At 62.7% G+C, this 19,913-nt stretch carries 17 protein-coding genes; 4 read left to right on the top strand and 13 right to left on the bottom strand.

Annotated elements, in window-relative coordinates:
- Nucleotides 1-25 precede the first annotated feature (25 nt).
- Nucleotides 26-1,846, top strand: a complete 1,821-nt coding sequence (gene atzF, locus HSS18214_RS0100845; RefSeq protein ID WP_016913424.1) for an allophanate hydrolase — start codon at nt 26-28, stop codon at nt 1,844-1,846.
- A 38-nt stretch (nt 1,847-1,884) separates the two neighbouring features.
- Here the strand turns inward: atzF and HSS18214_RS0100840 are convergent, their stop codons facing one another.
- The 5 genes from HSS18214_RS0100840 to HSS18214_RS17695 all read right to left on the bottom strand — a co-directional run bounded on the left by HSS18214_RS0100840 (nt 1,885) and on the right by HSS18214_RS17695 (nt 6,480).
- Entirely contained in the window at nt 1,885-2,937 is a 1,053-nt protein-coding gene (locus tag HSS18214_RS0100840; RefSeq protein WP_016913423.1) for a hypothetical protein, read from the bottom strand.
- 108 nt (nt 2,938-3,045) lie between these two features.
- Nucleotides 3,046-3,456 carry a type II toxin-antitoxin system tRNA(fMet)-specific endonuclease VapC gene (vapC, locus tag HSS18214_RS0100835; protein WP_016913422.1) on the bottom strand — a complete coding sequence of 137 codons (411 nt, stop codon included), beginning with the start codon at nt 3,454-3,456 and terminating at the stop codon, nt 3,046-3,048.
- Nucleotides 3,456-3,686: a type II toxin-antitoxin system VapB family antitoxin gene (gene vapB / locus HSS18214_RS0100830; protein ID WP_016913421.1), complete on the bottom strand. Its 231-nt coding sequence runs from the start codon at nt 3,684-3,686 to the stop codon at nt 3,456-3,458. The genes vapC and vapB overlap by 1 nt, the downstream gene beginning before the upstream one ends.
- A gap of 219 nt (nt 3,687-3,905) precedes the next feature.
- The gene (gene leuA / locus HSS18214_RS0100825; RefSeq protein ID WP_016913420.1) at nt 3,906-5,585 is read right to left on the bottom strand and encodes a 2-isopropylmalate synthase; all 1,680 of its coding nucleotides are present in this window, start codon (nt 5,583-5,585) and stop codon (nt 3,906-3,908) included.
- 13 nt (nt 5,586-5,598) lie between these two features.
- The gene (locus HSS18214_RS17695) at nt 5,599-6,480 is read right to left on the bottom strand and encodes an ion transporter (protein ID WP_016913419.1); all 882 of its coding nucleotides are present in this window, start codon (nt 6,478-6,480) and stop codon (nt 5,599-5,601) included.
- Nucleotides 6,481-6,641: 161 nt separating this feature from the next.
- Here HSS18214_RS17695 and HSS18214_RS0100815 point away from each other — a divergent pair, with 161 nt between their 5' ends.
- Nucleotides 6,642-7,484, top strand: coding sequence for a DUF6694 family lipoprotein (locus HSS18214_RS0100815; protein WP_016913418.1), 843 nt, complete (start codon nt 6,642-6,644; stop codon nt 7,482-7,484).
- Nucleotides 7,485-7,514: 30 nt separating this feature from the next.
- Here HSS18214_RS0100815 and serB read toward each other — a convergent pair whose 3' ends face one another.
- From serB to pgi, 4 genes are all read right to left on the bottom strand, one after another.
- Nucleotides 7,515-8,459 carry a phosphoserine phosphatase SerB gene (gene serB / locus HSS18214_RS0100810; RefSeq protein WP_016913417.1) on the bottom strand — a complete coding sequence of 315 codons (945 nt, stop codon included), beginning with the start codon at nt 8,457-8,459 and terminating at the stop codon, nt 7,515-7,517.
- Between the two features lie 3 nt (nt 8,460-8,462).
- Nucleotides 8,463-10,715 (bottom strand): DNA topoisomerase IV subunit A, encoded by a 2,253-nt coding sequence (gene parC / locus HSS18214_RS0100805; RefSeq protein WP_016913416.1) that lies wholly within the window; start codon nt 10,713-10,715, stop codon nt 8,463-8,465.
- 6 nt (nt 10,716-10,721) lie between these two features.
- A complete protein-coding gene (parE, locus tag HSS18214_RS0100800) occupies nt 10,722-12,617 on the bottom strand; it encodes a DNA topoisomerase IV subunit B (RefSeq protein WP_016913415.1) in 1,896 nt (631 codons plus the stop codon).
- A gap of 121 nt (nt 12,618-12,738) precedes the next feature.
- Nucleotides 12,739-14,448: a glucose-6-phosphate isomerase gene (gene pgi, locus HSS18214_RS0100795; RefSeq protein WP_016913414.1), complete on the bottom strand. Its 1,710-nt coding sequence runs from the start codon at nt 14,446-14,448 to the stop codon at nt 12,739-12,741.
- Nucleotides 14,449-14,562: 114 nt separating this feature from the next.
- Between pgi and cmoA the strand changes: the two genes are divergently transcribed.
- Together cmoA and cmoB are read left to right on the top strand one after the other, a co-directional pair.
- Complete coding sequence (gene cmoA, locus HSS18214_RS0100790; protein ID WP_016913413.1) at nt 14,563-15,306, top strand: carboxy-S-adenosyl-L-methionine synthase CmoA; 744 nt, start codon at nt 14,563-14,565, stop codon at nt 15,304-15,306.
- 1 nt (nt 15,307) lies between these two features.
- Nucleotides 15,308-16,318, top strand: coding sequence for a tRNA 5-methoxyuridine(34)/uridine 5-oxyacetic acid(34) synthase CmoB (gene cmoB, locus HSS18214_RS0100785; protein WP_016913412.1), 1,011 nt, complete (start codon nt 15,308-15,310; stop codon nt 16,316-16,318).
- Nucleotides 16,319-16,325: 7 nt separating this feature from the next.
- Here the strand turns inward: cmoB and HSS18214_RS0100780 are convergent, their stop codons facing one another.
- The 4 genes from HSS18214_RS0100780 to HSS18214_RS0100765 all read right to left on the bottom strand — a co-directional run bounded on the left by HSS18214_RS0100780 (nt 16,326) and on the right by HSS18214_RS0100765 (nt 19,812).
- Nucleotides 16,326-17,000, bottom strand: a complete 675-nt coding sequence (locus tag HSS18214_RS0100780) for a zinc metallopeptidase (RefSeq protein ID WP_016913411.1) — start codon at nt 16,998-17,000, stop codon at nt 16,326-16,328.
- Nucleotides 17,001-17,158: 158 nt separating this feature from the next.
- Complete coding sequence (locus HSS18214_RS0100775) at nt 17,159-18,214, bottom strand: App1 family protein phosphatidate phosphatase (protein WP_227407877.1); 1,056 nt, start codon at nt 18,212-18,214, stop codon at nt 17,159-17,161.
- Between the two features lie 62 nt (nt 18,215-18,276).
- Nucleotides 18,277-18,840, bottom strand: coding sequence for a type 1 glutamine amidotransferase domain-containing protein (locus HSS18214_RS0100770; protein ID WP_016913409.1), 564 nt, complete (start codon nt 18,838-18,840; stop codon nt 18,277-18,279).
- Nucleotides 18,841-18,909: 69 nt separating this feature from the next.
- Entirely contained in the window at nt 18,910-19,812 is a 903-nt protein-coding gene (locus HSS18214_RS0100765) for a substrate-binding domain-containing protein (protein WP_026001632.1), read from the bottom strand.
- Between the last annotated feature and the right edge of the window lie 101 nt (nt 19,813-19,913).

The following is a 19,913-nucleotide window of genomic DNA, read 5'->3' as shown; positions in this document are numbered from 1 at the left end:
CTCAGAACTAGATTAGGAGACCACCATGGCACTCACCCAAGCGCTGGATATCGCCAGCCTGCACAGCGCCTATCGGCAGGGCAACCTGACACCTGCACGACTGGTAGAACACCTGCTCTCCCTGGCCGATACACACGGCCATGACCCTGCCTGGATCACCCGGCTGACGCGTGAGCAACTAGCGCCCTACCTCCAACGCCTGGAAGGCGAATCGCCGGAGACCCTGCCGCTTTACGGCATTCCGTTTGCGATCAAGGACAATATCGACTTGGCGGGCGTTCCGACCACCGCTGGCAGCCCGGCGTATGCCTATACACCTACGGAAAATGCTTTTGTGGTGCAGCAGCTGATCGATGCGGGGGCGATCCCCATGGGCAAAACCAACCTGGATCAGTTTGCCACGGGGCTGGTCGGTGAACGGGCGCTGGAGGTTTACGGCACGCCCGCCAATGCCTTCGACCCGACGCGGGTGCCGGGTGGCTCCAGCAGTGGCTCGGCGGTGGTCACGGCGGCAGGCATGGTCAGCTTTGCTCTCGGTACCGATACGGCGGGCTCAGGCCGTGTGCCGGCCTGTTTTCACAACTTGTACGGCGTCAAGCCAAGCCTGGGCCTGCTCAGCACCCGCGGCGTAGTACCCGCCTGCACAACGCTGGACACCATCAGCCTGTTTACCTTCACCGCCGACGATGCCGCGAAAGTGCTCAGCATTACCGCTGCCTATGATGATCAGTGCGCCTGGTCGCGCAAGCACGATTTTGCCGTGCACGCCAGACGCTATGGAAAGGCCCCTTCCGCGTTCCGCTTTGGCGTACCGCCGGAAGCCCAATGGCAAACGGATGCGGCCTACACCCAGGGCATGCACCAGGCCATTGCCCACCTTGAAGCGCTGGGCGGTGAAAGGGTCGAGCTGGACTGCGCGCCACTGCTGGCGGCGGCGCGTCTGCTTTACGAAGGCCCCTGGGTGGCCGAGCGCTACCACGTGATTCGTGAGCTGATGGCCAGCCACCCCGAAGCCGTTCACCCGGTGACGTTTCAGATCACGCAAGGCGGAGCCACCCCGCTGGCGGTCGATGCCTTCGATGCCCGCTATCAGCTCGCCGAATTCAAGCGTCAGGCCGATGCGCTCATCGCCCAAGTGGATGTGATGCTCAGCCCTACCACGGTGACCCACCCCACCAAGGCAGATGTCGCCGCTGACCCGATTGGCGTGAACTCAAGGCTGGGGACCTGGACCAACTTCATGAACCTGCTCGATTACAGCGCCCTGGCGGTACCTGTGGCATTGCCCGAAAGCGGCCTGCCTGCCGGGGTCACCCTGTTCGGCCCGGCGTTTGCCGACCTGATGCTGCTGTCGTTGGCGCGGGCGCTGGAGGCACGCGTGATGCTGCCACTGGGGGCAACCGGCATTGCACATCCGCCACTCGCTGATTTGGCAACCACCGCCCAGGACGGCCATATGGAAATCGTGGTGTGCGGCGCCCACCTGAGCGGCTTACCCCTCAACCACCAACTGACGGAGCGCGGCGGCGTGCTGCACGAAGCGAGCCAGACGGCTCCTTGCTACAAGCTGTTCGCGCTGGCGGGCGGGCCGCCTTCGCGTCCGGCGCTGCTGCGCGATGCGGGGGGCCAGGCCATTGACGTAGAGGTATGGCGGCTGCCCGTCGAGACCGTGGGCAGCTTTCTGGCCGGGATTCCCGCGCCGCTAGGGCTGGGGCAGGTGGAGCTGGCCAGCGGCCGCTGGGCGTGTGGATTCATCTGCACTGCCGGGGCGCTGAACGAAAGCGGTACCGCCAGGGATATTACCGAATTCGGCAGTTGGCGAAAGTGGCTGGCCAGCCACGCTTGACACCGCCCGCCGCTCTGAGAAATGACGTCAGAGCGGCGCTACCCACGCTGCCTCGGCGCGTGCGCAAGCATCCTGACGCACAGGCGCGCCACCGGCAGTAGCAGCCAGAGCAAGGGGGAAATCAACCAGCGATATAGCCAGCGGGCCATGATCAGCACCGGCAGCAAGACCAAGAACCACAGCAGCCACTGCCCCAACCAGGTGGGCCAGCCAAGCCAGTTGGCCAGATTGGCGCCTAGCGCGCTCACCAGGCTGGGGTGGCGTACCACCACGTAGGCCGTGCTCGCCACTGCCGCCACGCGTGCCATGCGGGGCAGCGCTGCGAAACGCCCCGTGCTGGCCGCGACGCCCACACGGGCACCCTGCGCCTCCAGCGCGCCGACTCGGCCTGCCCGGGCGGCTCTTCCCGCTCGCAGCACCTTGACCGTGCTGGCCATCACCAGCAGGTCCACCCCTGCCCACCCGAGATCGCTGGCACGCACGCCGTCGCCGCTGCGCCACTGGCTCTCCAGTTGACGAATCCCACTGGTGAAAAAGTCGCCCACCCCGGTCACGACGCGCTCGCCTTGCAGCCAATTCACCTGGCCTTCACGGTCGATGACGAACTGGTTCAACAGTGCGTGCCCCTCGGCATCGAGGAATGCAATGCCCATCAGCCCGCGCTGCTGGGCCGACCATTGCGCCGGGGCAGGCATCTCTTCATCGCTCCACCATCGGCTCAGCTGCTGGTAGCGCTCACCCAGCCAGTGCTGTGCACGCAGCGTGGCACTGTCGTGATGATGAAAATAGCTGACTGGCAGCACCGCATCGGCACCATAACGCACCAATACGTCCTGCCACTGGGGTGAGAGCCCGTACGCGAGCAGTACCTCCCGGGCGAGGTCGCCATGCTGCATGACAGCCAGCCAGGCGCTCATCCACAGCGCCTGATCAGAAGCATAGTGCAGCATCAGCGCGTTGATCTCAGGAGACTCTTGCTCAAGGGGCAATGCAGGCAGTGCCTTGTGGGCTTCCAGCCGCACCAGCCGTGGCTCGAAGGGCTCGTGGGAGGCAGCCGAGGTCAATATTGCAGCTGCCAAGGCAATCAGCACGAAGACCCACCCAACCCGTGTTACCCATCCTCTGCACATTGACGGCTATCCTGCTGTTCTATGCTGGAATAATCGCTTTGACACTAGGTGGTCTCCCGCCATAGAGCGTCACTGCCCCGAGCCTACCCAATCTTCTACACGCAAGCCCGGCACTGCTTTGAACTCGCGCATATTGTTGGTAACCAGTATCAGCCCTCGTGAGCGCGCGTGACCGGCGATCATTTGATCGTAAGGGCCTATGGGCTTGCCCACCTTGGCTTGTTCAGCGCGCAGCTGCCCTGTATGCGATGCCGCTGCCTCGTCGTACATCAACACGTCCAGCCTGGCTGCAAACCCTTCGATGGTGGCTAAATTACGCTCAGGGAAAGCAGATTTTTCTGCACCATACACCAACTCCATCAGTGTGACAGTACTGATGCACAGCTGCCCATGATGCTGTTTGAATGCCTCACGAACCTCTTGCGGACGATTTTTAATCGTGAAAATGCAGATATTGGTATCGAGCATGAACTTGAGCATCAAAACATGTCTCGTTCCTGTTCGGGGGGCTGCTCACGTGACGACATGAAGTCATCGCTCACGCCTTCACCCTCAAACCAGCTATCCCAGGCCTCCCCGGCTGGCGATATAACCCGGGTACGACCAATGGCCACGATGTCGACTCGCTTTACACCTTCTGGCAGAGCCAACGCTTTGGGCAGTCGAACCGCTTGGCTTCGATTACTCTGAAAGACTGCGCCTTGTTCCATGATCAGACTCCTGTGCCAGGACCATCGGGAGATACCGTACATGGAACTCATGTTAGCCAACGCAATGGATATGTCAAAGGGATATACACCCTAATGAGCCTACCCAATCCTGTAGCTGGCGATGCACTTCCTCCATGGGCAGATAGGCCTGCTCCATGCTGATCTCTGAGTCAGTGCATCTTGTAAACCGTGTTTACTCCAACGTTGCCGACTAAACGTTTACTGTTGGGAACGAGCCACATGATAACGATTGATGGCACTCAGCACGCCTTTCATGGAGGCGCTGGTGATGCTCTCGTCGCTGCCGACGCCAAACACGGCCTGGCCGTCGATACGGACTTCGACATAGGCAATGGCTTCCGCATCGGCGCCCTGGCCTCGGGAGTGCTCGTGGTAGTCGATGATCTCCACGTCGTGACCCTGGGCGTGTAGCGCTTTGACGAAGGCCGCCAGCGGGCCGTTGCCCTGACCGCTCAGCAGATGGCGTTCGCCCTGCTGCTCCACGACGGCTTCCAGGGTGACCCGAGGGCTATCCGGCTCGGAGACCAGGCGGTGGTTGACCAGCGCCAGCGGTGCCTGCCGCTCCAGGTACTCTTCCAGGAAGGCCTGATAGATCATCCGGGAAGTGATCTCGCGACCCGTACGGTCCGCCACTTCCTGCACCACCTGGCTGAATTCGATGGAGAGCCTGCGCGGTAGCTCGATGCCGTGCTCCTGCTCCAGCAGGTAGGAGATGCCGCCCTTGCCCGACTGGCTGTTGACGCGAATCACGGCTTCGTAGCTGCGCCCGACATCCATGGGGTCGATGGGCAGGTACGGCACGTCCCAGGGGGCTTCGGGGTTGGCGCGACGCTCGGCCATGCCCTTCTTGATGGCGTCCTGATGCGAACCGGAAAACGCCGTGAACACCAGGTCGCCCACGTAAGGATGGCGCGGATGAACCGGCAGCTGGTTGCAGTACTCCACTTCGCGCATGATCGGCGTGATATTGGAGAAATCGAGCTGAGGGTGCACGCCCTGAGTGTACATGTTCATGGCCAGCGTCACGATATCGACATTGCCGGTACGCTCGCCGTTACCGAACAGGGTGCCCTCGATTCGGTCGGCACCCGCCATCAGCGTCAACTCCGCCGCCGCCACGCCGGTGCCGCGGTCGTTGTGCGGGTGCACGCTGACGATCAATGTATCGCGCTTTTTCACATGGCGGCAGAACCACTCGATCTGGTCGGCGTAATTGTTGGGCGTAGCCACTTCGACCGTGGCCGGCAGGTTGACGATCATCCGGTTGTCCACGCTGGGGCCGAAGGTGTCCATCACGGCTTCGACGATCTCCACGGCGAAAGGCATTTCCGTGGTCGTGAACAGTTCCGGCGAATACTGGAAGGTCCACTGGGTCTCCGGGTTGGCGGCCATCAGGTCACGTATCTGCGCCGTGGCGTCCACGGCAATTTGCACGCACTCTGCTTTGTCGACGTTGAACACCACCCGTCGAAACATCGGGTCGGTGGCATTGTAGACGTGCACGATGGCACGCTTGGCGCCCTTCAGCGCCTCGAAGGTGCGCTCGATCAGATGCGGCCGTGCCTGGGTCAGCACCTGGATGGTGACGTCGTCGGGAATCTTGTCCTGCTCGATCAACGAACGCACGAAATCGAAATCGGTTTGCGACGCAGAAGGAAAGCCCACTTCGATCTCTTTGAAACCGATCTTCAGCAGCATGTCGAACAACCGCTGCTTGCGCTCCTGATCCATGGGGTCGATCAGCGACTGGTTGCCATCGCGCAGGTCGACGCTGCACCAGATGGGCGGCGTGTCGATACGCTGGCCGGGCCACTGACGGTCGGGCAGGTCCACCGCCACGAAAGGGCGATACTTTTTCGAAGGGTCCTTCATCATCATCGTGGCTCTCCTGTTATTCGTCGCGGTCAGGCTTTGCTTGGCCAGGCTGTGCTAGACCAGGCTTTGCTTGCGCGGCCGCCTGCAGGGCGGACTCCATGCGATCCAACTGGCTGCGCAGTGCGCGCACGTCGTCACGCAGGCCCTGTATCTCTGCAGCTTCGCCTTCTCCGCTTTCTAAATCAATCTGTGCGCTCTCTTTCTGCATCACGTCCAGCACGATACCGATCATCATATTCAGGAAAATGAACGCATTCAAAAAGATGAAGGTCAGAAAGTAGATCCAGGCATAGGGGTACTGCTCCATGGTGGGATACAGCACCGCCGTGGCCCAGCTCTCGAAGGTGGCCACCTGGAACAGCGTCAGCATGGCCAGCGCAATGTTGCCCCACAGCTGCTCATCCACGGTATGGAAAATGAAGCTGCCCACCGCCGCATAGATATAGAAGATGATGAACATCAGCAGCGCTACATAGCCCATCCGTGGAATGGACTTGATCAACGCCACCAAGAGCAGGCGCAGCTCGGGAATCATCGACACCAGACGCAGCACCCGGAAGATGCGCAGCAGGCGCGCCAACAGCACCATCTCCGAGTCGTCCATAGGGATGAGGCTGGCCGTGACGATCAGGAAGTCGAACACGTTCCAACCCTTTTTGAAGAAGTTGGTCAGATTGCGTTCGGCGGCCATGCGAATTAGCAGTTCCACCAGAAAGAAGATGGTGACGGCGATGTCCAGATAGATCAGCCACTGCTCGAACTGACTGACCTCATCATAGGTGCGGGCACCGATGGTCAGGGCAGACACCACGATGATGGCGATCACCACGGTCTCGAACAGCTTGTTGCTGCGCAGCTTTTCAAAGCGCGCCTGCCAGGTAGTAAAGGATGCACTCATGGAACGGGGCTTCTCGGAAACGTTGAATCGGCACACTTTATACCAAAAAGGGCCGCCTTCCACCTGCTGGATACAGGGGAGTTTTTCTGCTCCGGCTAGTGGTCGATACCACTTTCGGGTAAGCTCCCTGTCGGTTTTTTGGCCTGTAACGAGGTACAACTATGCGGCGCCTGACAAGGCTATCGATACTGTCGCTGACGGCCCTGCTGATGGCGGGCTGCGCTGACCCCAAAATTGATACGAGTTCGATGCCCGCAGCCGTGGTGTCCATCGAGAAAGTCCGCGATTCGCTGCCCACTTACAAGCGCGACGAGTTCGATCAGGCGTTGAAGATCATCGCCATATCGTCTTTCAGCGGGATGAGTGCGCTGCAACCCGGGCGCATGAACGCGGCTGAAATCGCCGAGTCGGCCAACGCCTACATGCACGGGCTCACCGGCGACCAGGTCATCGAGCGAGCCGACGAGATGCTGCGCCAGCGCCGTGCCCGAGAGCGTGACCAGGCCCTGCGCACCTTGAGCCGCCTGGAAGAAAAAGAGGCCAACGCCGAAGCCGCTCAGCAGCAGCTGGCGCAGGTGACTATCGACAGGGCGCGCTACTATCTTGCTTCCAGCCCATTCGGAGCGCTGGAGCCGGTCATTGAACTAGAGGTCAGCAACGACTCCGAGGAGACCATTGCCGAGCTGCAGCTGCGCGGCGTACTGCGCAGCGCCAACCGCGACGTTGCCTGGGTAGACGAGACGTTCTACTACGTGATTTCCGGCGGCCTGGCGCCGGGTGAGCGCGCCACCTGGAGCCTGGCACCCAACCGTTTTGGCCCTTGGGGCAACGATCAGATACCCCGGGATGTCCAGCTCACCCTCACGTTGAAGGGCGTGAAGGATGCCCAGGGCCAACGGCTCTGGCACGCGCCTACGCTGACGGAGGCCGAAACCGAACGGCTGGCAGCCCTGCGGGCCGAGTACGGTAGCCTGACGCCCAGCACCGAGAGCCCTTCGAGCTGAACAGGGCGGCCAAACGCCGCCCCGTCATCACTAGACAGGATCGATCAGCTCGGCCTGGGAATAGCCCAGCAGATAGAGCACGCCATCCAGCCCTGCCACGCCCAGCGCCTGACGCGCCTCGGCACGCACCAGTGGCTTGGCGCGAAACGCTACGCCCATTCCCGCCTTGGCCAACATCTTCAGGTCGTTGGCCCCGTCACCTACCGCCACCGTCTGCGCCAGGTCGATACCTTCACGCTGGGCAATCTGCTCCAGCAGCAGCGCCTTGCGCTCGGCATCGACGATGGGCTCCTGGACTTCGCCTGTGACCTTGCCCTGCTGAATCACCAGCTCATTGGCGTGGATCTCATCGAAGCCAAGCCGCGCCTGCAGGCCACGGGCAAAATAGGTAAAGCCACCAGAAAGGATGGCAGTGCGGATACCCTGATGGCGAAGATTGGCCATCAGCCGCTCGACACCGTCCATCAGCGGCAGCTCGGCCGCAATGCTGGCCAACACCGACTCATCCAGCCCCGCCAGCTTGCTCATCCGCTCCCGGAAGCTGGCCTGAAAGTCCAGCTCGCCGCGCATCGCCCGCTCGGTGACTTCAGCCACTTCGTCACCTACCCCGTGGCGGCGCGCCAGCTCATCGATCACCTCGGCCTTGATCAGGGTGGAGTCCATATCGAAACAGACTAGCCTGGGAGCCCCCAGGTGGCGCCGGTCGGGTTGCACCACCACGTCGGCCCCCAGCGTTTCCCCCAGCGCCAGCGCCGCCTGACGCAGCTCCCGCCACTCGGCGGGAGCGCCAGCCAGGTGCAGCTCCAGGCAATCCAGCGGCGCGCCTTCTGCCACCTGGGCCAACGGCGTACGCTGCTGCTCCTGCAGGCCGAACTGCGCCAGCAGTGCCGCCAGGGGCGGCTCCATGTCGGGTGTCCAGCGTGGTGCCAGTACACTCATCACCACATCGGCTACTGCTTCATCACCGCGTGCCATCGGTCACTCCCCTGCTTCTAGTCGTTCAACTTTTTGGAAACCGCGCGGCAATTTGCTGCCCCGACGCCCACGTTCACCCCGGTAATAAGCAAGGTCATCGGCCTTGAGCGTCAGCTTGCGCTTGCCCGCATGAATGATCAGCTCACCGCCTTCCGGTACAATGGCGATATCACGCAGGAACTCTTCACGCCGCGCCGCCCGGGGGCCGGGGATATCGAGCATCTTGTTGCCCTTGCCCTTGGCCATCTCGGGCAACTGGTCCAGCGGGAAGAGCAGCAGCCGCCCTTCGTTGGAAACCGACGCCACCCACAGCGATTCGCCTTCCGGTACCTCCACGGGCGCCATGACGCTGCAGCCCTTCGGCACGCTGAGTACCGCCTTGCCCGCCTTGTTCTTGCCGGTCAGCGCCTCCAGGGGCGCGACGAAGCCATAGCCACCATCACTGGCCAGCAAAAAGCGTCGCGTGGGCGGCGCCAGCATCAAGCCCGCCATCTGGGCGCCCGCCGAGACATTGGCGCGGCCGGTGACCGGCTCGCCCTGCCCTCGGGCGCTGGGCAGGTTGTGCGCTGGCAGCGTGTAGGCACGGCCAGTATCGTCCAGCAGCACCAGCGGCTGATTGGTCTTGCCCCGGGCCGCCAGGCGGAAGCTGTCGCCCGCCTTGTACGATAGCCCTTCAGGGTCGATGTCATGGCCCTTGGCCGCACGGATCCAGCCCTTGTCGGACAGCACCACGGTAATCGGGTCGGCTCCCAGCAGCTCCACTTCCGAGAGCGCTTTCGCTTCGCTGCGCTCGACCAGCGGCGAACGGCGCGCATCGCCGTGCTCCTTGCCCGCCGCGCGAATCTCTTTTTCGATCAGCGTGGTGAGCTTGGCGTCGCTGCCCAGCAGGCCTTGCAGGGTCTTGCGCTCTTTCTCCAGCTCGTCCTGCTCGCCGCGAATCTTCATCTCTTCCAGCTTGGCCAAGTGGCGCAGGCGCAGCTCCAGAATCGCCTCGGCCTGCCGCTCGGAGAGGCCAAAAGCGCTCATCAGGGCAGGTTTGGGCTCGTCCTCTTCGCGGATGATACGAATCACTTCATCGATATTCAGGTAAGCCGTCAGCAGGCCTTCCAGAATGTGCAGGCGATCTTCCACCTTGCCCAGCCGATGCTCCAGGCGACGGCGCACCGTGGCACGACGAAAGCGCAGCCACTCGCCCAGCATGTCATTCAGCGGCATGACCCGTGGCCGACCGTCCAGGCCAATCACGTTCATGTTCACCCGCACGTTCTTTTCGAGGTCCGTGGTGGCGAACAGGTGGGCCATCAGCGACTCCACGTCCACTCGGCTGGAGCGTGGCTCGATCACCAGTCGGGTGGGCTCTTCATGGGTCGACTCGTCGCGCAGGTCGGCCACCATGGGCAGCTTCTTCGCCTGCATCTGCGCGGCGATCTGCTCCAGCACCTTGGCACCACTGACCTGGTAAGGCAGCGCGGTGATCACCACGTTGGCCTCTTCTCGCACGTAGCGAGCGCGCAGCTTCACCGAGCCACGGCCGCTTTCGTAGAGCTTTTGCAGGTCCGCTTTGGGGGTGATGATCTCGGCATCGGTGGGGAAGTCCGGCGCGGGCACGAACGCCATCAGCTCGGCCGTGGTGGCCTTGGGGTTGCGCAGCAGATGGCAGGTGGCATCGACCACTTCCGATACGTTGTGCGGTGGAATGTCCGTGGCCATGCCCACGGCAATGCCGGTGCCGCCATTGAGCAGCACATGGGGCAGACGAGCCGGCAGTACCACCGGCTCCTGCATGGTGCCATCGAAATTGGGCGCCCACTCCACGGTGCCCTGGCCCAGTTCGCTGAGCAGCACGTCGGCGAATTTGGAGAGCTTGGCCTCGGTGTAGCGCATTGCCGCGAAGGATTTGGGGTCGTCCGGGCTACCCCAGTTGCCTTGGCCATCCACCAGCGGGTAGCGGTAGCTGAACGGCTGGGCCATCAGCACCATGGCTTCGTAGCAGGCGCTGTCGCCGTGGGGGTGGAACTTGCCCAGCACGTCGCCCACGGTACGCGCCGACTTCTTGTACTTGGCGTTGGCGTGCAGCGCCAGTTCACGCATGGCATAAATGATGCGCCGCTGGACGGGCTTCATACCGTCACCGATGTTGGGCAACGCGCGGTCGAGAATGACGTACATCGAGTAGTCGAGGTACGCTTTTTCGGTGTAGTCGCGCAGGGACAGACGCTCGACGTCGCCCTCCGCTACCTGAATATCCATGGTCATCGGAGGTTATACCTCAATGTCTGCGAGGTTGCCGTAATCTTCCAGCCACTTCTTGCGGTCGCTGGCACGTTTTTTTGCCAGCAGCATGTCCATCATCTCCAGCGTGCCGTCCCCCTCGCTCAGCGTGAGCTGCACCAGTCGGCGGGTCTCCACGGCCATGGTGGTTTCACGCAGCTGTAGCGGGCTCATTTCGCCCAGCCCCTTGAAGCGCTGCACGTTGGGGGTGCCGCGCTTGCTGGCCAGTTGCTTGAGAATGGCGGCTTTTTCGCTCTCGTCCAGGGCGTAGTGCACTTCCTTGCCCAGATCGATCCGGTAGAGCGGCGGCATGGCCACGAACACATGGCCTGCATCCACCAGGGCGGGGAAGTGCCTCACGAACAGGGCACACAGCAGCGTGGCGATGTGCAGGCCATCCGAATCGGCATCGGCCAGGATGCAGATCTTGTGGTAGCGCAGCTTTTCCAGGTCGGCACTGCCGGGGTCAGCGCCAATGGCCACCGCAATATCGTGGACTTCCTGGGAGCCGTAGATATCGTGGGTCTCGACCTCCCAGGTGTTCAGAATCTTGCCGCGCAGCGGCAGGATGGCCTGGGTTTCGCGGTTGCGCGCCTGCTTGGCGCTGCCCCCGGCCGAGTCCCCTTCCACCAGAAACAGCTCGCTCTGGGCCGGGTCCTGTCCCGAACAGTCGGCCAGCTTGCCCGGCAGCGCGGGGCCCGAGGTGACCTTCTTGCGCGCCACTTTCTTCGATTTCCGCTGACGCTGCTGAGCAGCGCTGATCACCAGCTCGGCCAACTGCTCGGCCTGCTCCACGTGGTGGTTCAGCCACAGCGAGAACGCGTCTTTCACCACGCCGGACACGAATCCGGCGATGGTACGCGACGACAGCCGCTCCTTGGTCTGCCCGGCAAACTGAGGGTCGAGCATCTTGACCGACAGCACGAAGGATGCGCGCTCCCACAGGTCTTCGGCGGTGAGTTTGATGCCCCTGGGCAGCAGGTTGCGGAATTCGCAGAACTCCCTCAGGGCATCCAGCAACCCCGCCCGGAAACCGTTCACATGGGTGCCGCCCTGGGGCGTGGGAATCAGGTTGACGTAGCTCTCCAGCAGCGCTTCGCCACCTTCCGGCAGCCACTGAATCGCCCAGTCCACGCCATGCTCGTCATCATTGAAGTGGCCAACGAAAGGCTCCCTGGGGAGCACCTCGTAGCCATCGGTGGCTTCGGCCAGGTAGTCGCGCAGGCCATCGGCGTACGCCCACTCGGTTTTGGTGCCGTCCGGCTCCACCAGCGTGACCGCCAGCCCCGGACACAGCACCGCCTTGGCCCGCAGCAGGTGCTTCAATCGTGAGAGCGCAAGTTTGGGGCTGTCGAAGTAGCTTTCGTCCGGCCAGAAGCGCACCAACGTTCCGGTGGCACGCTTGGCGGCCTTGCCGATCTCCTTGAGCTCTTCGACCTTTTCGCCGTGTTCGAAGGCAATGGCGTGGCGCGCGCCGTCCCGGGTGACCTCGACCTCCAGCCGCCGCGACAGCGCATTGACCACCGACACGCCCACGCCGTGCAAGCCGCCGGAAAAGCGGTAGCTCGACGAGGAGAACTTGCCCCCCGCGTGGAGCTTGGTCAGAATCAGCTCGACCCCCGAGACGCCGTGCTCGGGATGCAGGTCGATGGGCATGCCGCGCCCGTTGTCCTGCACTTCGATGGCGCCATCGCCGTGCAGCACGACGCTGATGGCCGTGGCATGCCCAGCCAGCGCTTCATCGACACTGTTGTCGATGACCTCCTGGGCCAGGTGATTGGGCCGCGAGGTATCGGTATACATTCCAGGGCGCTTGCGCACCGGCTCAAGCCCGGAGAGAACCTCGATGGAACTCGCGCCGTACTGAGAAGCATCAAACTGGGTCATGTAACGTCAGTTCCTAAAAATACGTACTGTCGGCGGCGTGCGCCGCCGACAAAAGGGCACAGGATAGCGGAAAAGCAAAAAGCTGTATATCCAGCCATGAAAAACGGGCGCCACGCATCCCTTAGCCGCGCGGCGTCTGCTCCGCCGCCCAGAACGCTTCGATCAGCCCACGGCTGGACGCGTCCAAACGCGCCAGCTCGCCGTCACCTTCGATGATGGCCTGGGTGTCGGTGGCAATCTGCTTGCCCAGCTCGACGCCCCACTGGTCGAAAGGATTGATGTCCCAGATCACCGCCTGCACGAACACCTTGTGCTCGTAGAGCGCAATCAGCGCCCCCAGGGTGGCGGGCGTGAGCTTGTCCAGCAGCACCGTGGTCGAGGGCTGATTACCGCGATAGCGCTTGTGTTCGGGGCGCGGGCCGTCCTCCTCCAGCGCATCGTCCCCCAGCATCAGCACCCGCGACTGGGCGAAGCAGTTGGCCAGCGCCAGCCGATGCTGGGCCTTCAGGTGGCGGCGAGTGTCCGGGTCTTCGACCTCGTCGTAGCGCTTGAGCGGGGCAATGAAGTCGCAGACCACTGGCTGGGTGCCCTGGTGCAGCAGCTGATAGAACGCATGCTGAGCATTGGGACCCAACTGCCCCCAAAGCACCGGGCAGGTAGAGTAACTCACCGCCTGGCCCTGGCGGGTCACGGATTTACCGTTGGACTCCATTTCCAGCTGTTCCAGATAGGCGGCAAAATATTCCAGACGCCCGTCATAGGGCAGAATCGAATGGGCACGAATATCCAGAAAGTTCACGTTCCAGATACCCGCCAGGCCCAGCAGCACGGGCAGGTTGTCGGCCATGGGCGCCGTCTTGAAGTGGGTATCCATGGCGTGCGCGCCCGACAGCAGCGCACGAAAGTTCTCCATGCCGATCACCAGGGCAATCGGCAGGCCAATGGTGCCCCAGAGCGAATAGCGCCCCCCCACCCACTCCCAGAACATCAGCTGGTGGTCCGGGGTGATGCCCCACTCGCTCATTTTTTCCGGGCTTGCCGAGACACCAATGAAGTGCTGACGCACGACCAGTTCGGCACTGATGGTGTGCGCCTGAGGGGCTTCGCCAGCTTCCGCATGCCGGGACAGCCGCCCCAGCAGCCAGTCACGGGCGGTGTTGGCGTTGGACAGCGTATCGATGGTGGTGAACGACTTCGAAGAGAGCACGAACAGCGTCGTTTCCGGGTTGAAACGCGTCAGGTAGTCGGCCAGCTGCGAGCCATCCATGGTCGAGGCAAAGTGCACCTCGACGGGGTGAATGTCGCTGGGGCGATAATCGGCCAGCGCGTGGGTCACCATCAGCGGGCCCAAATCCGAGCCGCCTACCCCCAGGTTCACCACGTGACGAATCGGCTTACCGGTGGCACCACGCCACTGGCCCGCGTGCAGGCGCTGCACCAAGCACTCCATCTGCGCCAGGCTGTCGTGCACGGCCCCGACGATGTCTTCACCCTCCACCTCCAGCTGGGCATCGGCGGGCAAGCGCAAGGCGGTGTGCAGCGCCGGGCGGTTTTCGCTGACGTTGACCCGCTTGCCGCTCAACAGCGCTTCGATGGCCCCCGGCACGCCCGCCTCTTCCGCCAGGCCCAGCAAATGCTCCAGGGTGTCGTCATCCCAGCGCTGTTTGGAGAGGTCCAGCGTCAGCCCCGCCACGTGACGGGTGAAGTGTGACCAGCGCTCGGGGTCGTCACCAAACAGGTTCTTCAGATGGATGTGACGAATCGCCTGGGCATGCTGGGTAAGCGTTTGCCAAGCGGGTAGCGTATCGGGAGTTGCCTTTGCTGAAGCCATGTGCCCTCTCCTGTGGCGTCGTTCCGTGAGGCAGGAATCTGTGATCGACGGGCCTGTTCTGGATTAACAAGGGCGCGTAAACTAGCGAGCCTCATTAACCAGCCTGGCTTGCCCATGAGTGATGCATCTTACCGCGACGCTATCTTTTCAACACCCCTGGATAAGGTGGCAAGGTTCTCTTTCGATGAACAGGTCGTCGCCTGCTTTCCCGACATGATCCGCCGCTCGGTGCCCGGCTATGGCCAGATCCTGGGCATGCTGAGCCTGATCGCCCAGCGCCATTTGCGCCACGGCGCCCATGTCTACGACCTGGGCTGCTCGCTGGGGGCCTCGGGCCTGGCGCTGGCCGGGGCCATACCCGCCGACGCTTTCCGCTATACCGGCATCGACCTCTCGCCTGCCATGGTCGAGCGTGCTCGCCAGACCTTTCTCGACGAGAGCCCCGATCACGCCATGCAGGTGGAAGAAGCCGACATCCGCACCTACGCGTACGCGCCGTCGGGGATGATCATTCTCAACTTCACGCTGCAGTTTCTGCCTCCCGCCGACCGAGATGCCCTGCTCAAGCGGCTGTACGCTGCCCTGGAGCCCGGCGGCGTGCTGATTCTCTCGGAAAAGACCATCGACGCCGACGAACGCGACAATGCCTGGCGAGTAGAGCGCTACCACGACTTCAAGCGCGCCAACGGCTACAGCGACATGGAAATCAGCCAGAAACGCACGGCGCTGGAGAACGTGCTGATTCCCGACACCCTGGATGCCTTGCACGAGCGGTTGTCGCAGGCGGGCTTTCCGCGCTCGATGACCTGGTTTCAGTACCTGAACTTCACCTCGCTGATCGCGTTCAAGGAGGGCTGACGTGGCGCTGCTTCCCGACGATCATCGCATGCTGTATCAAGCGTTTCTGGATCAGGCCACGCAGGACGCTTCACTGACGCCGTGGCTGGCCAAGCTGCCCGAGCAGCTGGCCAGCGGGCTAGACCGCCAGCGCCACGGCGACCTTTCCGCCTGGGAAAAGGCTGTGGCCAAGCTGCCCCCGCTGCCCGAAGAGCGCCACGTCGACCTCAACAGCGACACGCTGACGGTAGAGCTGGCACTTACCGAGAGCCAGCAGCGCCAGTGTTTCAACCTGCTGCGCAAGCTGGCCCCTTGGCGCAAGGGGCCATTTTGTCTGGGCGGTATTCATATCGACACCGAGTGGCGCTCCGACTGGAAATGGCAGCGCGTCGCGCCGCATCTTGCCCCGCTCAAGTATCGCAAAGTGCTGGATGTCGGCGGCGGCAGCGGCTACCACGCCTGGCGCATGGCAGGCGCAGGCGCCGCCTTCGTGCTGGTGATCGACCCTTCCCCGCGCTTCTACTGGCAGTTCCAGGCCGTGCGCCACTTCGTGGGTGACGCCGATGAAGGCCGCACGCACTTCCTGCCCGTGGGTATCGAGGACGTACCGGAAAACCTGGGCTTTTTCGATACGGTGTTCTCCATGGGCGTGCTCTACCATCGCCCTTCGCCCCTGGAGCACCTGCAACAGCTCAAGGGCGCGCTGGCCCCCGGCGGCGAGCTGGTGCTGGAAACCCTGGTAGTGGAAGGCGACGAGCAGACCGTGTTCGTGCCCGGCGAGCGCTACGCCGCCATGCCCAACGTCTACTTCCTGCCCTCATCCCGCGCCCTGTGCCACTGGCTTGAGCGCTGCGGCTTCACCAACGTGCGCGTAGTGGATGAAGCCATCACCACGCTGGATGAGCAGCGCTCCACCGAGTGGATGACCTATCAGTCACTGGCCGACTTTTTGGACCCCCACGACCGCACCCGCACCATAGAAGGCTACCCCGCCCCTCGCCGCGCAGTGATTCTGGCGAACAGGCCGGCGTAAGCCAGGCTCAGCGCCGCAAAATCACCAGCCAGCGCCCCAGGTTCATGACGCTGGCCAGTGAGGCGGCGACGTAGGTGAAGGCGCAAGCGGTCAGTACGTGGCGGGCACCGGGCATGTCGTAGGGGGGCACGTAATCTTTCAGCAGCGGCAGGGCCCGGTTGAAGCTGGCATCGAACTCGACCGGTAGCGTGACCAGATGCACCAGTGCCGCAGTGCCAAAACTGATCACGGCCATGGCCACCACCGCTGCCAGGCCGCCGGGCAAGCGGGTCAGCAGGAACAGGAAAGGCGCCAGCATCATCAGCACCGCCCCCAGCTTTTCCGCTCTTTGTGCCAGCTGTACCAGGCGGCTGCGGGCCAGCAGCGGCGCATAACCTTCATGGTGCTGCAGAGCATGGCCCACTTCGTGAGCCGCCACGGTGACGGCGGTGAGCGAGCGGCCGTCGTAGTGATCTGGCGTCAGGCGCACACAGCGGGCTTCCGGGTCGTAGTGGTCGCCATGCTCGGTACGCTCTACCTTGACCCCTTCTACGCCCAGGCGGCGCAACAGGTGCTCGGCCAGTTCGGCCCCGGTGCCCGGGTAGTCATCACGGCCACGGGTGTGACGCTTCAGCACCCATTTCGCCCAGACGTTGGGCAGTACGAAGATTGCCAGCATGATGGCAATGACCAGAATCCACATAACTCCACCGCTGCGTTCACAGGTAATTCAGAGAGGCTTCGACAAGCCGTGGGGGCACTGACGGCGGCAAAGCAAGCTGCTCGCGACGGCCAGTGCCTACGTAAAATGACCCGCAAGCGGGCCATTAGTTTTACCATGATACGCGTGGCGGCGCAGCGTCAGTCGGGGTCGTTGTGATGTGCGGCAACATCACGCTTGACGGCCTGCAGCCCGCGGGCAGATATATCGCCCTGCCCGTGGGCATGTTCGGCCATCAGCACGCTGTCAGCGGCCAACACCAGTTCGCACTGAGTGTGCGCCAACTGCTCACGCAGGCGTTGAATGGCTTCTTCGCGTTTGGGGTCACTGTCCACCCGTCGGATGTAGATCGCCTTGATGCGCTCCGGGTAGGCTTTGACGACCTCGGTATACACTTCCGGGTCGTGCTGGCCGCTGTCGCCGATCAGGATGCAGGGCATGTCCTGATAGAGCGCCAGCATGCGGTCGATCAGGTCGCGCTTGTGGGCTTCTGCCCGGCGCGGCCAGGGCTTGCGCCAGGAGATACCCCATTCGCGCAGAAACAGGATCGGCCCCACCGGAATACGGTTGAGCTGAAAGAAGGCTTCGAGCATTTCATAGATGGCCCAGGGGCCACGGGACACGTACAGAATGGGACGCTCTGCCTTTTCGGTCTGGCCACGGTAGAGCGCCTGGTACAGCGATGCCACGCCGGGAAACGCGGTGCGTCGATGGGGTTTGCGCACGAACAGCCGATAGAGCATCTTCAGCTTTTCGGCTACACCGGTGAACATCACGGTGTCGTCGATATCACTGATCACCAGCAGGTCGGCCTCGGGGGGCGGCACGTAGACTTCCACACTGGTGCGCACCGTGGGCTGGCCGCTGGCACGTACGACGATATCCGCACGGTGCCAGGAAACGTCCACTGGCAGCGTCGAGGTGATGGGCAAATGGGCGTCGAAATAACCGTCGCGGTCGGTGGTCAGCGTCAGCTGATTTTCACCCACACGGATCTCTACCTGGGCATCGGCCAGGCCACGGCGAAAGATGCGCCGGGCCACGTCGGCCGTGTCACGCAATATGCCGCGCCGCGGGATGGCACGCCCAAGGGCCGCCTGTCGAAACACGCGGCCCATGACGAAAATTTCCTGTTGAGAGCCGTAGCCACGATAAGGGTGCACCATCATGCCACCCCGGCCACGATCCTTTTTCATGGGTTTGGCAACGACATGGGCAAGCCTTTTGGCAAAGCTTGCCCACTGGTGATACCACGCCATTAAGCGTGCTGACCCGAGTGACGCCCTTCCTGCAGCTCTTCCAGCAGCTTGGCGTTGAAGGCATCCAGGTCCTTGGGGGTGCGGCTGGTCACGAGCCCACTGTCGACCACCACCGGCTCGTCTACCCAGTTCACGCCCGCATTGCGCAAATCCTGAGCGACACTGGCGACCGAGGTCATCTTGCGCCCTTCCACCACGTCCGCATTGATCAGAATCCACGGGGCGTGACAGATGGCCGCCACCGGCTTGCCTGCCTGGAAGAAGGCTTTGACGAAGCTCAGCGCCTCATCGTTCATGCGCAGCTCGTCCGGGTTGAACAGGCCACCGGGAAGCACCAAGGCGTGATAGTCCGCCTCGCTGGCTTGAGCAAGCGACTTGTCGGCGGGGTAGTTATCGCCCCACTCGGTCTCTGCCCAGGCGCGGATCTCCTTGCCTTCCGGGGAGATCACATGCACATCGACGCCTTCCTTTTGCAGCGCGGCGCGAGGTACGCTCAGCTCGGACTCTTCGAAACCATCCGTTGCCAGAATAGCAACGCGTTTACCGTTCAGTGCTTGATTCATCATGCTCTCCATTTCGTGATGAGTAGTCGTGTACAGCACCTAACCAGTGTGGCGCATCTTATACCATCGTCAAGCATTGTATAAAACGCGACCCAGCTGGCTGATGTCGTAACCTTTCAGCGCCTCGGCCCGCTGATGAAAGCGCGGCTGCCGGGCAAAGGCCATCAGCGCTTGCATGGTGGGCTCGAAAGCGCTGCGTCGATGCAGGACCAGATCGAACGACTCCTCCACCAGGGGAATGAAATGAAGCTGCTGGCGATGCGCCGCCGCCTCCATGCCCACCCCGACATCCGCCTCTCCCTGAGCAATGGCCAGGCCGAGATCCTCCTCGCTGAGCGCCATGTGGTCGGCCCAGCGCAGCGCGTCAGACGCGATGGACGCTTGCGTCAACAAGCCTCGCAGCAAATGCGCAGCCCCGGCATCGGGCTGGCGATGAGCACACACCACGTCTGGGCGGGCAAGATCCTTTATCGTCTTCAGGCCCAGCGGGTTGCCCGGCGCCACTATCAGACCCTGACGGCGCTTGGCCCAGTGCAGTACCACCAGATCCTTGACCCCACCCAACCCCAGCACGGTCGGTTCGTTGTAGCGGCCGCTGTCAGGGTCCCGCAAGTGGATACCCGCCACCATGGCCTTGCCTTCGAGCAAGCGCCGAATGCCGTCGCCACTCCCATGGCACAGCGATGCCAGATCGCAGCCACTCTCACGAATCGCCCACTCCAGCAGCGGATCGAGGCTTCCGGCCAGCACCTGAGGGGGCGGCAACCGTTGGGCCTGGTCGCCTTCCAGGTGGCTCAACACCCACATGTCGATGTGCTGACGAGGAAACAGCAGTTTCCCGGTGGCACGGCTACAAGGGATCTGCCCCTGGCGCACCAGGTCATACACCTTGCGCTCCTTGAGCCGCAGATACTCCGCCACTTCCGCCGTCGTAAGGTACTCTTTTGAATACTCTTTCAAAGACTCTCTCACCCGCCCACCTTCAAATGCTGCATGAGACTGCATAGTAGCGCATATTTTTCAGCGCACCGTGCATCCCGGGAAATTTACGTACACTATGCACCTACCTGATG

This window comes from Vreelandella stevensii S18214 (assembly GCF_000275725.1).
Taxonomy (GTDB): domain Bacteria; phylum Pseudomonadota; class Gammaproteobacteria; order Pseudomonadales; family Halomonadaceae; genus Vreelandella; species Vreelandella stevensii.
The sequence above is the reverse complement of the archived record's forward strand: the minus strand, read 5'-3'. Positions and strand labels throughout refer to the sequence as shown.

What these genes read in the sequence shown, in the direction of transcription:
- atzF (WP_016913424.1), top strand. Translation starts at nt 26, where the DNA reads ATGGCACTCACCCAAGCGCTGGATATCGCCAGCCTGCACAGCGCCTAT.
- vapC (WP_016913422.1), bottom strand. Translation starts at nt 3,456, where the DNA reads ATGCTCAAGTTCATGCTCGATACCAATATCTGCATTTTCACGATTAAA.
- vapB (WP_016913421.1), bottom strand. Translation starts at nt 3,686, where the DNA reads ATGGAACAAGGCGCAGTCTTTCAGAGTAATCGAAGCCAAGCGGTTCGA.
- leuA (WP_016913420.1), bottom strand. Translation starts at nt 5,585, where the DNA reads ATGATGATGAAGGACCCTTCGAAAAAGTATCGCCCTTTCGTGGCGGTG.
- HSS18214_RS17695 (WP_016913419.1), bottom strand. Translation starts at nt 6,480, where the DNA reads ATGAGTGCATCCTTTACTACCTGGCAGGCGCGCTTTGAAAAGCTGCGC.
- HSS18214_RS0100815 (WP_016913418.1), top strand. Translation starts at nt 6,642, where the DNA reads ATGCGGCGCCTGACAAGGCTATCGATACTGTCGCTGACGGCCCTGCTG.
- serB (WP_016913417.1), bottom strand. Translation starts at nt 8,459, where the DNA reads ATGGCACGCGGTGATGAAGCAGTAGCCGATGTGGTGATGAGTGTACTG.
- parC (WP_016913416.1), bottom strand. Translation starts at nt 10,715, where the DNA reads ATGACCATGGATATTCAGGTAGCGGAGGGCGACGTCGAGCGTCTGTCC.
- parE (WP_016913415.1), bottom strand. Translation starts at nt 12,617, where the DNA reads ATGACCCAGTTTGATGCTTCTCAGTACGGCGCGAGTTCCATCGAGGTT.
- pgi (WP_016913414.1), bottom strand. Translation starts at nt 14,448, where the DNA reads ATGGCTTCAGCAAAGGCAACTCCCGATACGCTACCCGCTTGGCAAACG.
- cmoA (WP_016913413.1), top strand. Translation starts at nt 14,563, where the DNA reads ATGAGTGATGCATCTTACCGCGACGCTATCTTTTCAACACCCCTGGAT.
- HSS18214_RS0100780 (WP_016913411.1), bottom strand. Translation starts at nt 17,000, where the DNA reads ATGTGGATTCTGGTCATTGCCATCATGCTGGCAATCTTCGTACTGCCC.
- HSS18214_RS0100775 (WP_227407877.1), bottom strand. Translation starts at nt 18,214, where the DNA reads ATGAAAAAGGATCGTGGCCGGGGTGGCATGATGGTGCACCCTTATCGT.
- HSS18214_RS0100770 (WP_016913409.1), bottom strand. Translation starts at nt 18,840, where the DNA reads ATGAATCAAGCACTGAACGGTAAACGCGTTGCTATTCTGGCAACGGAT.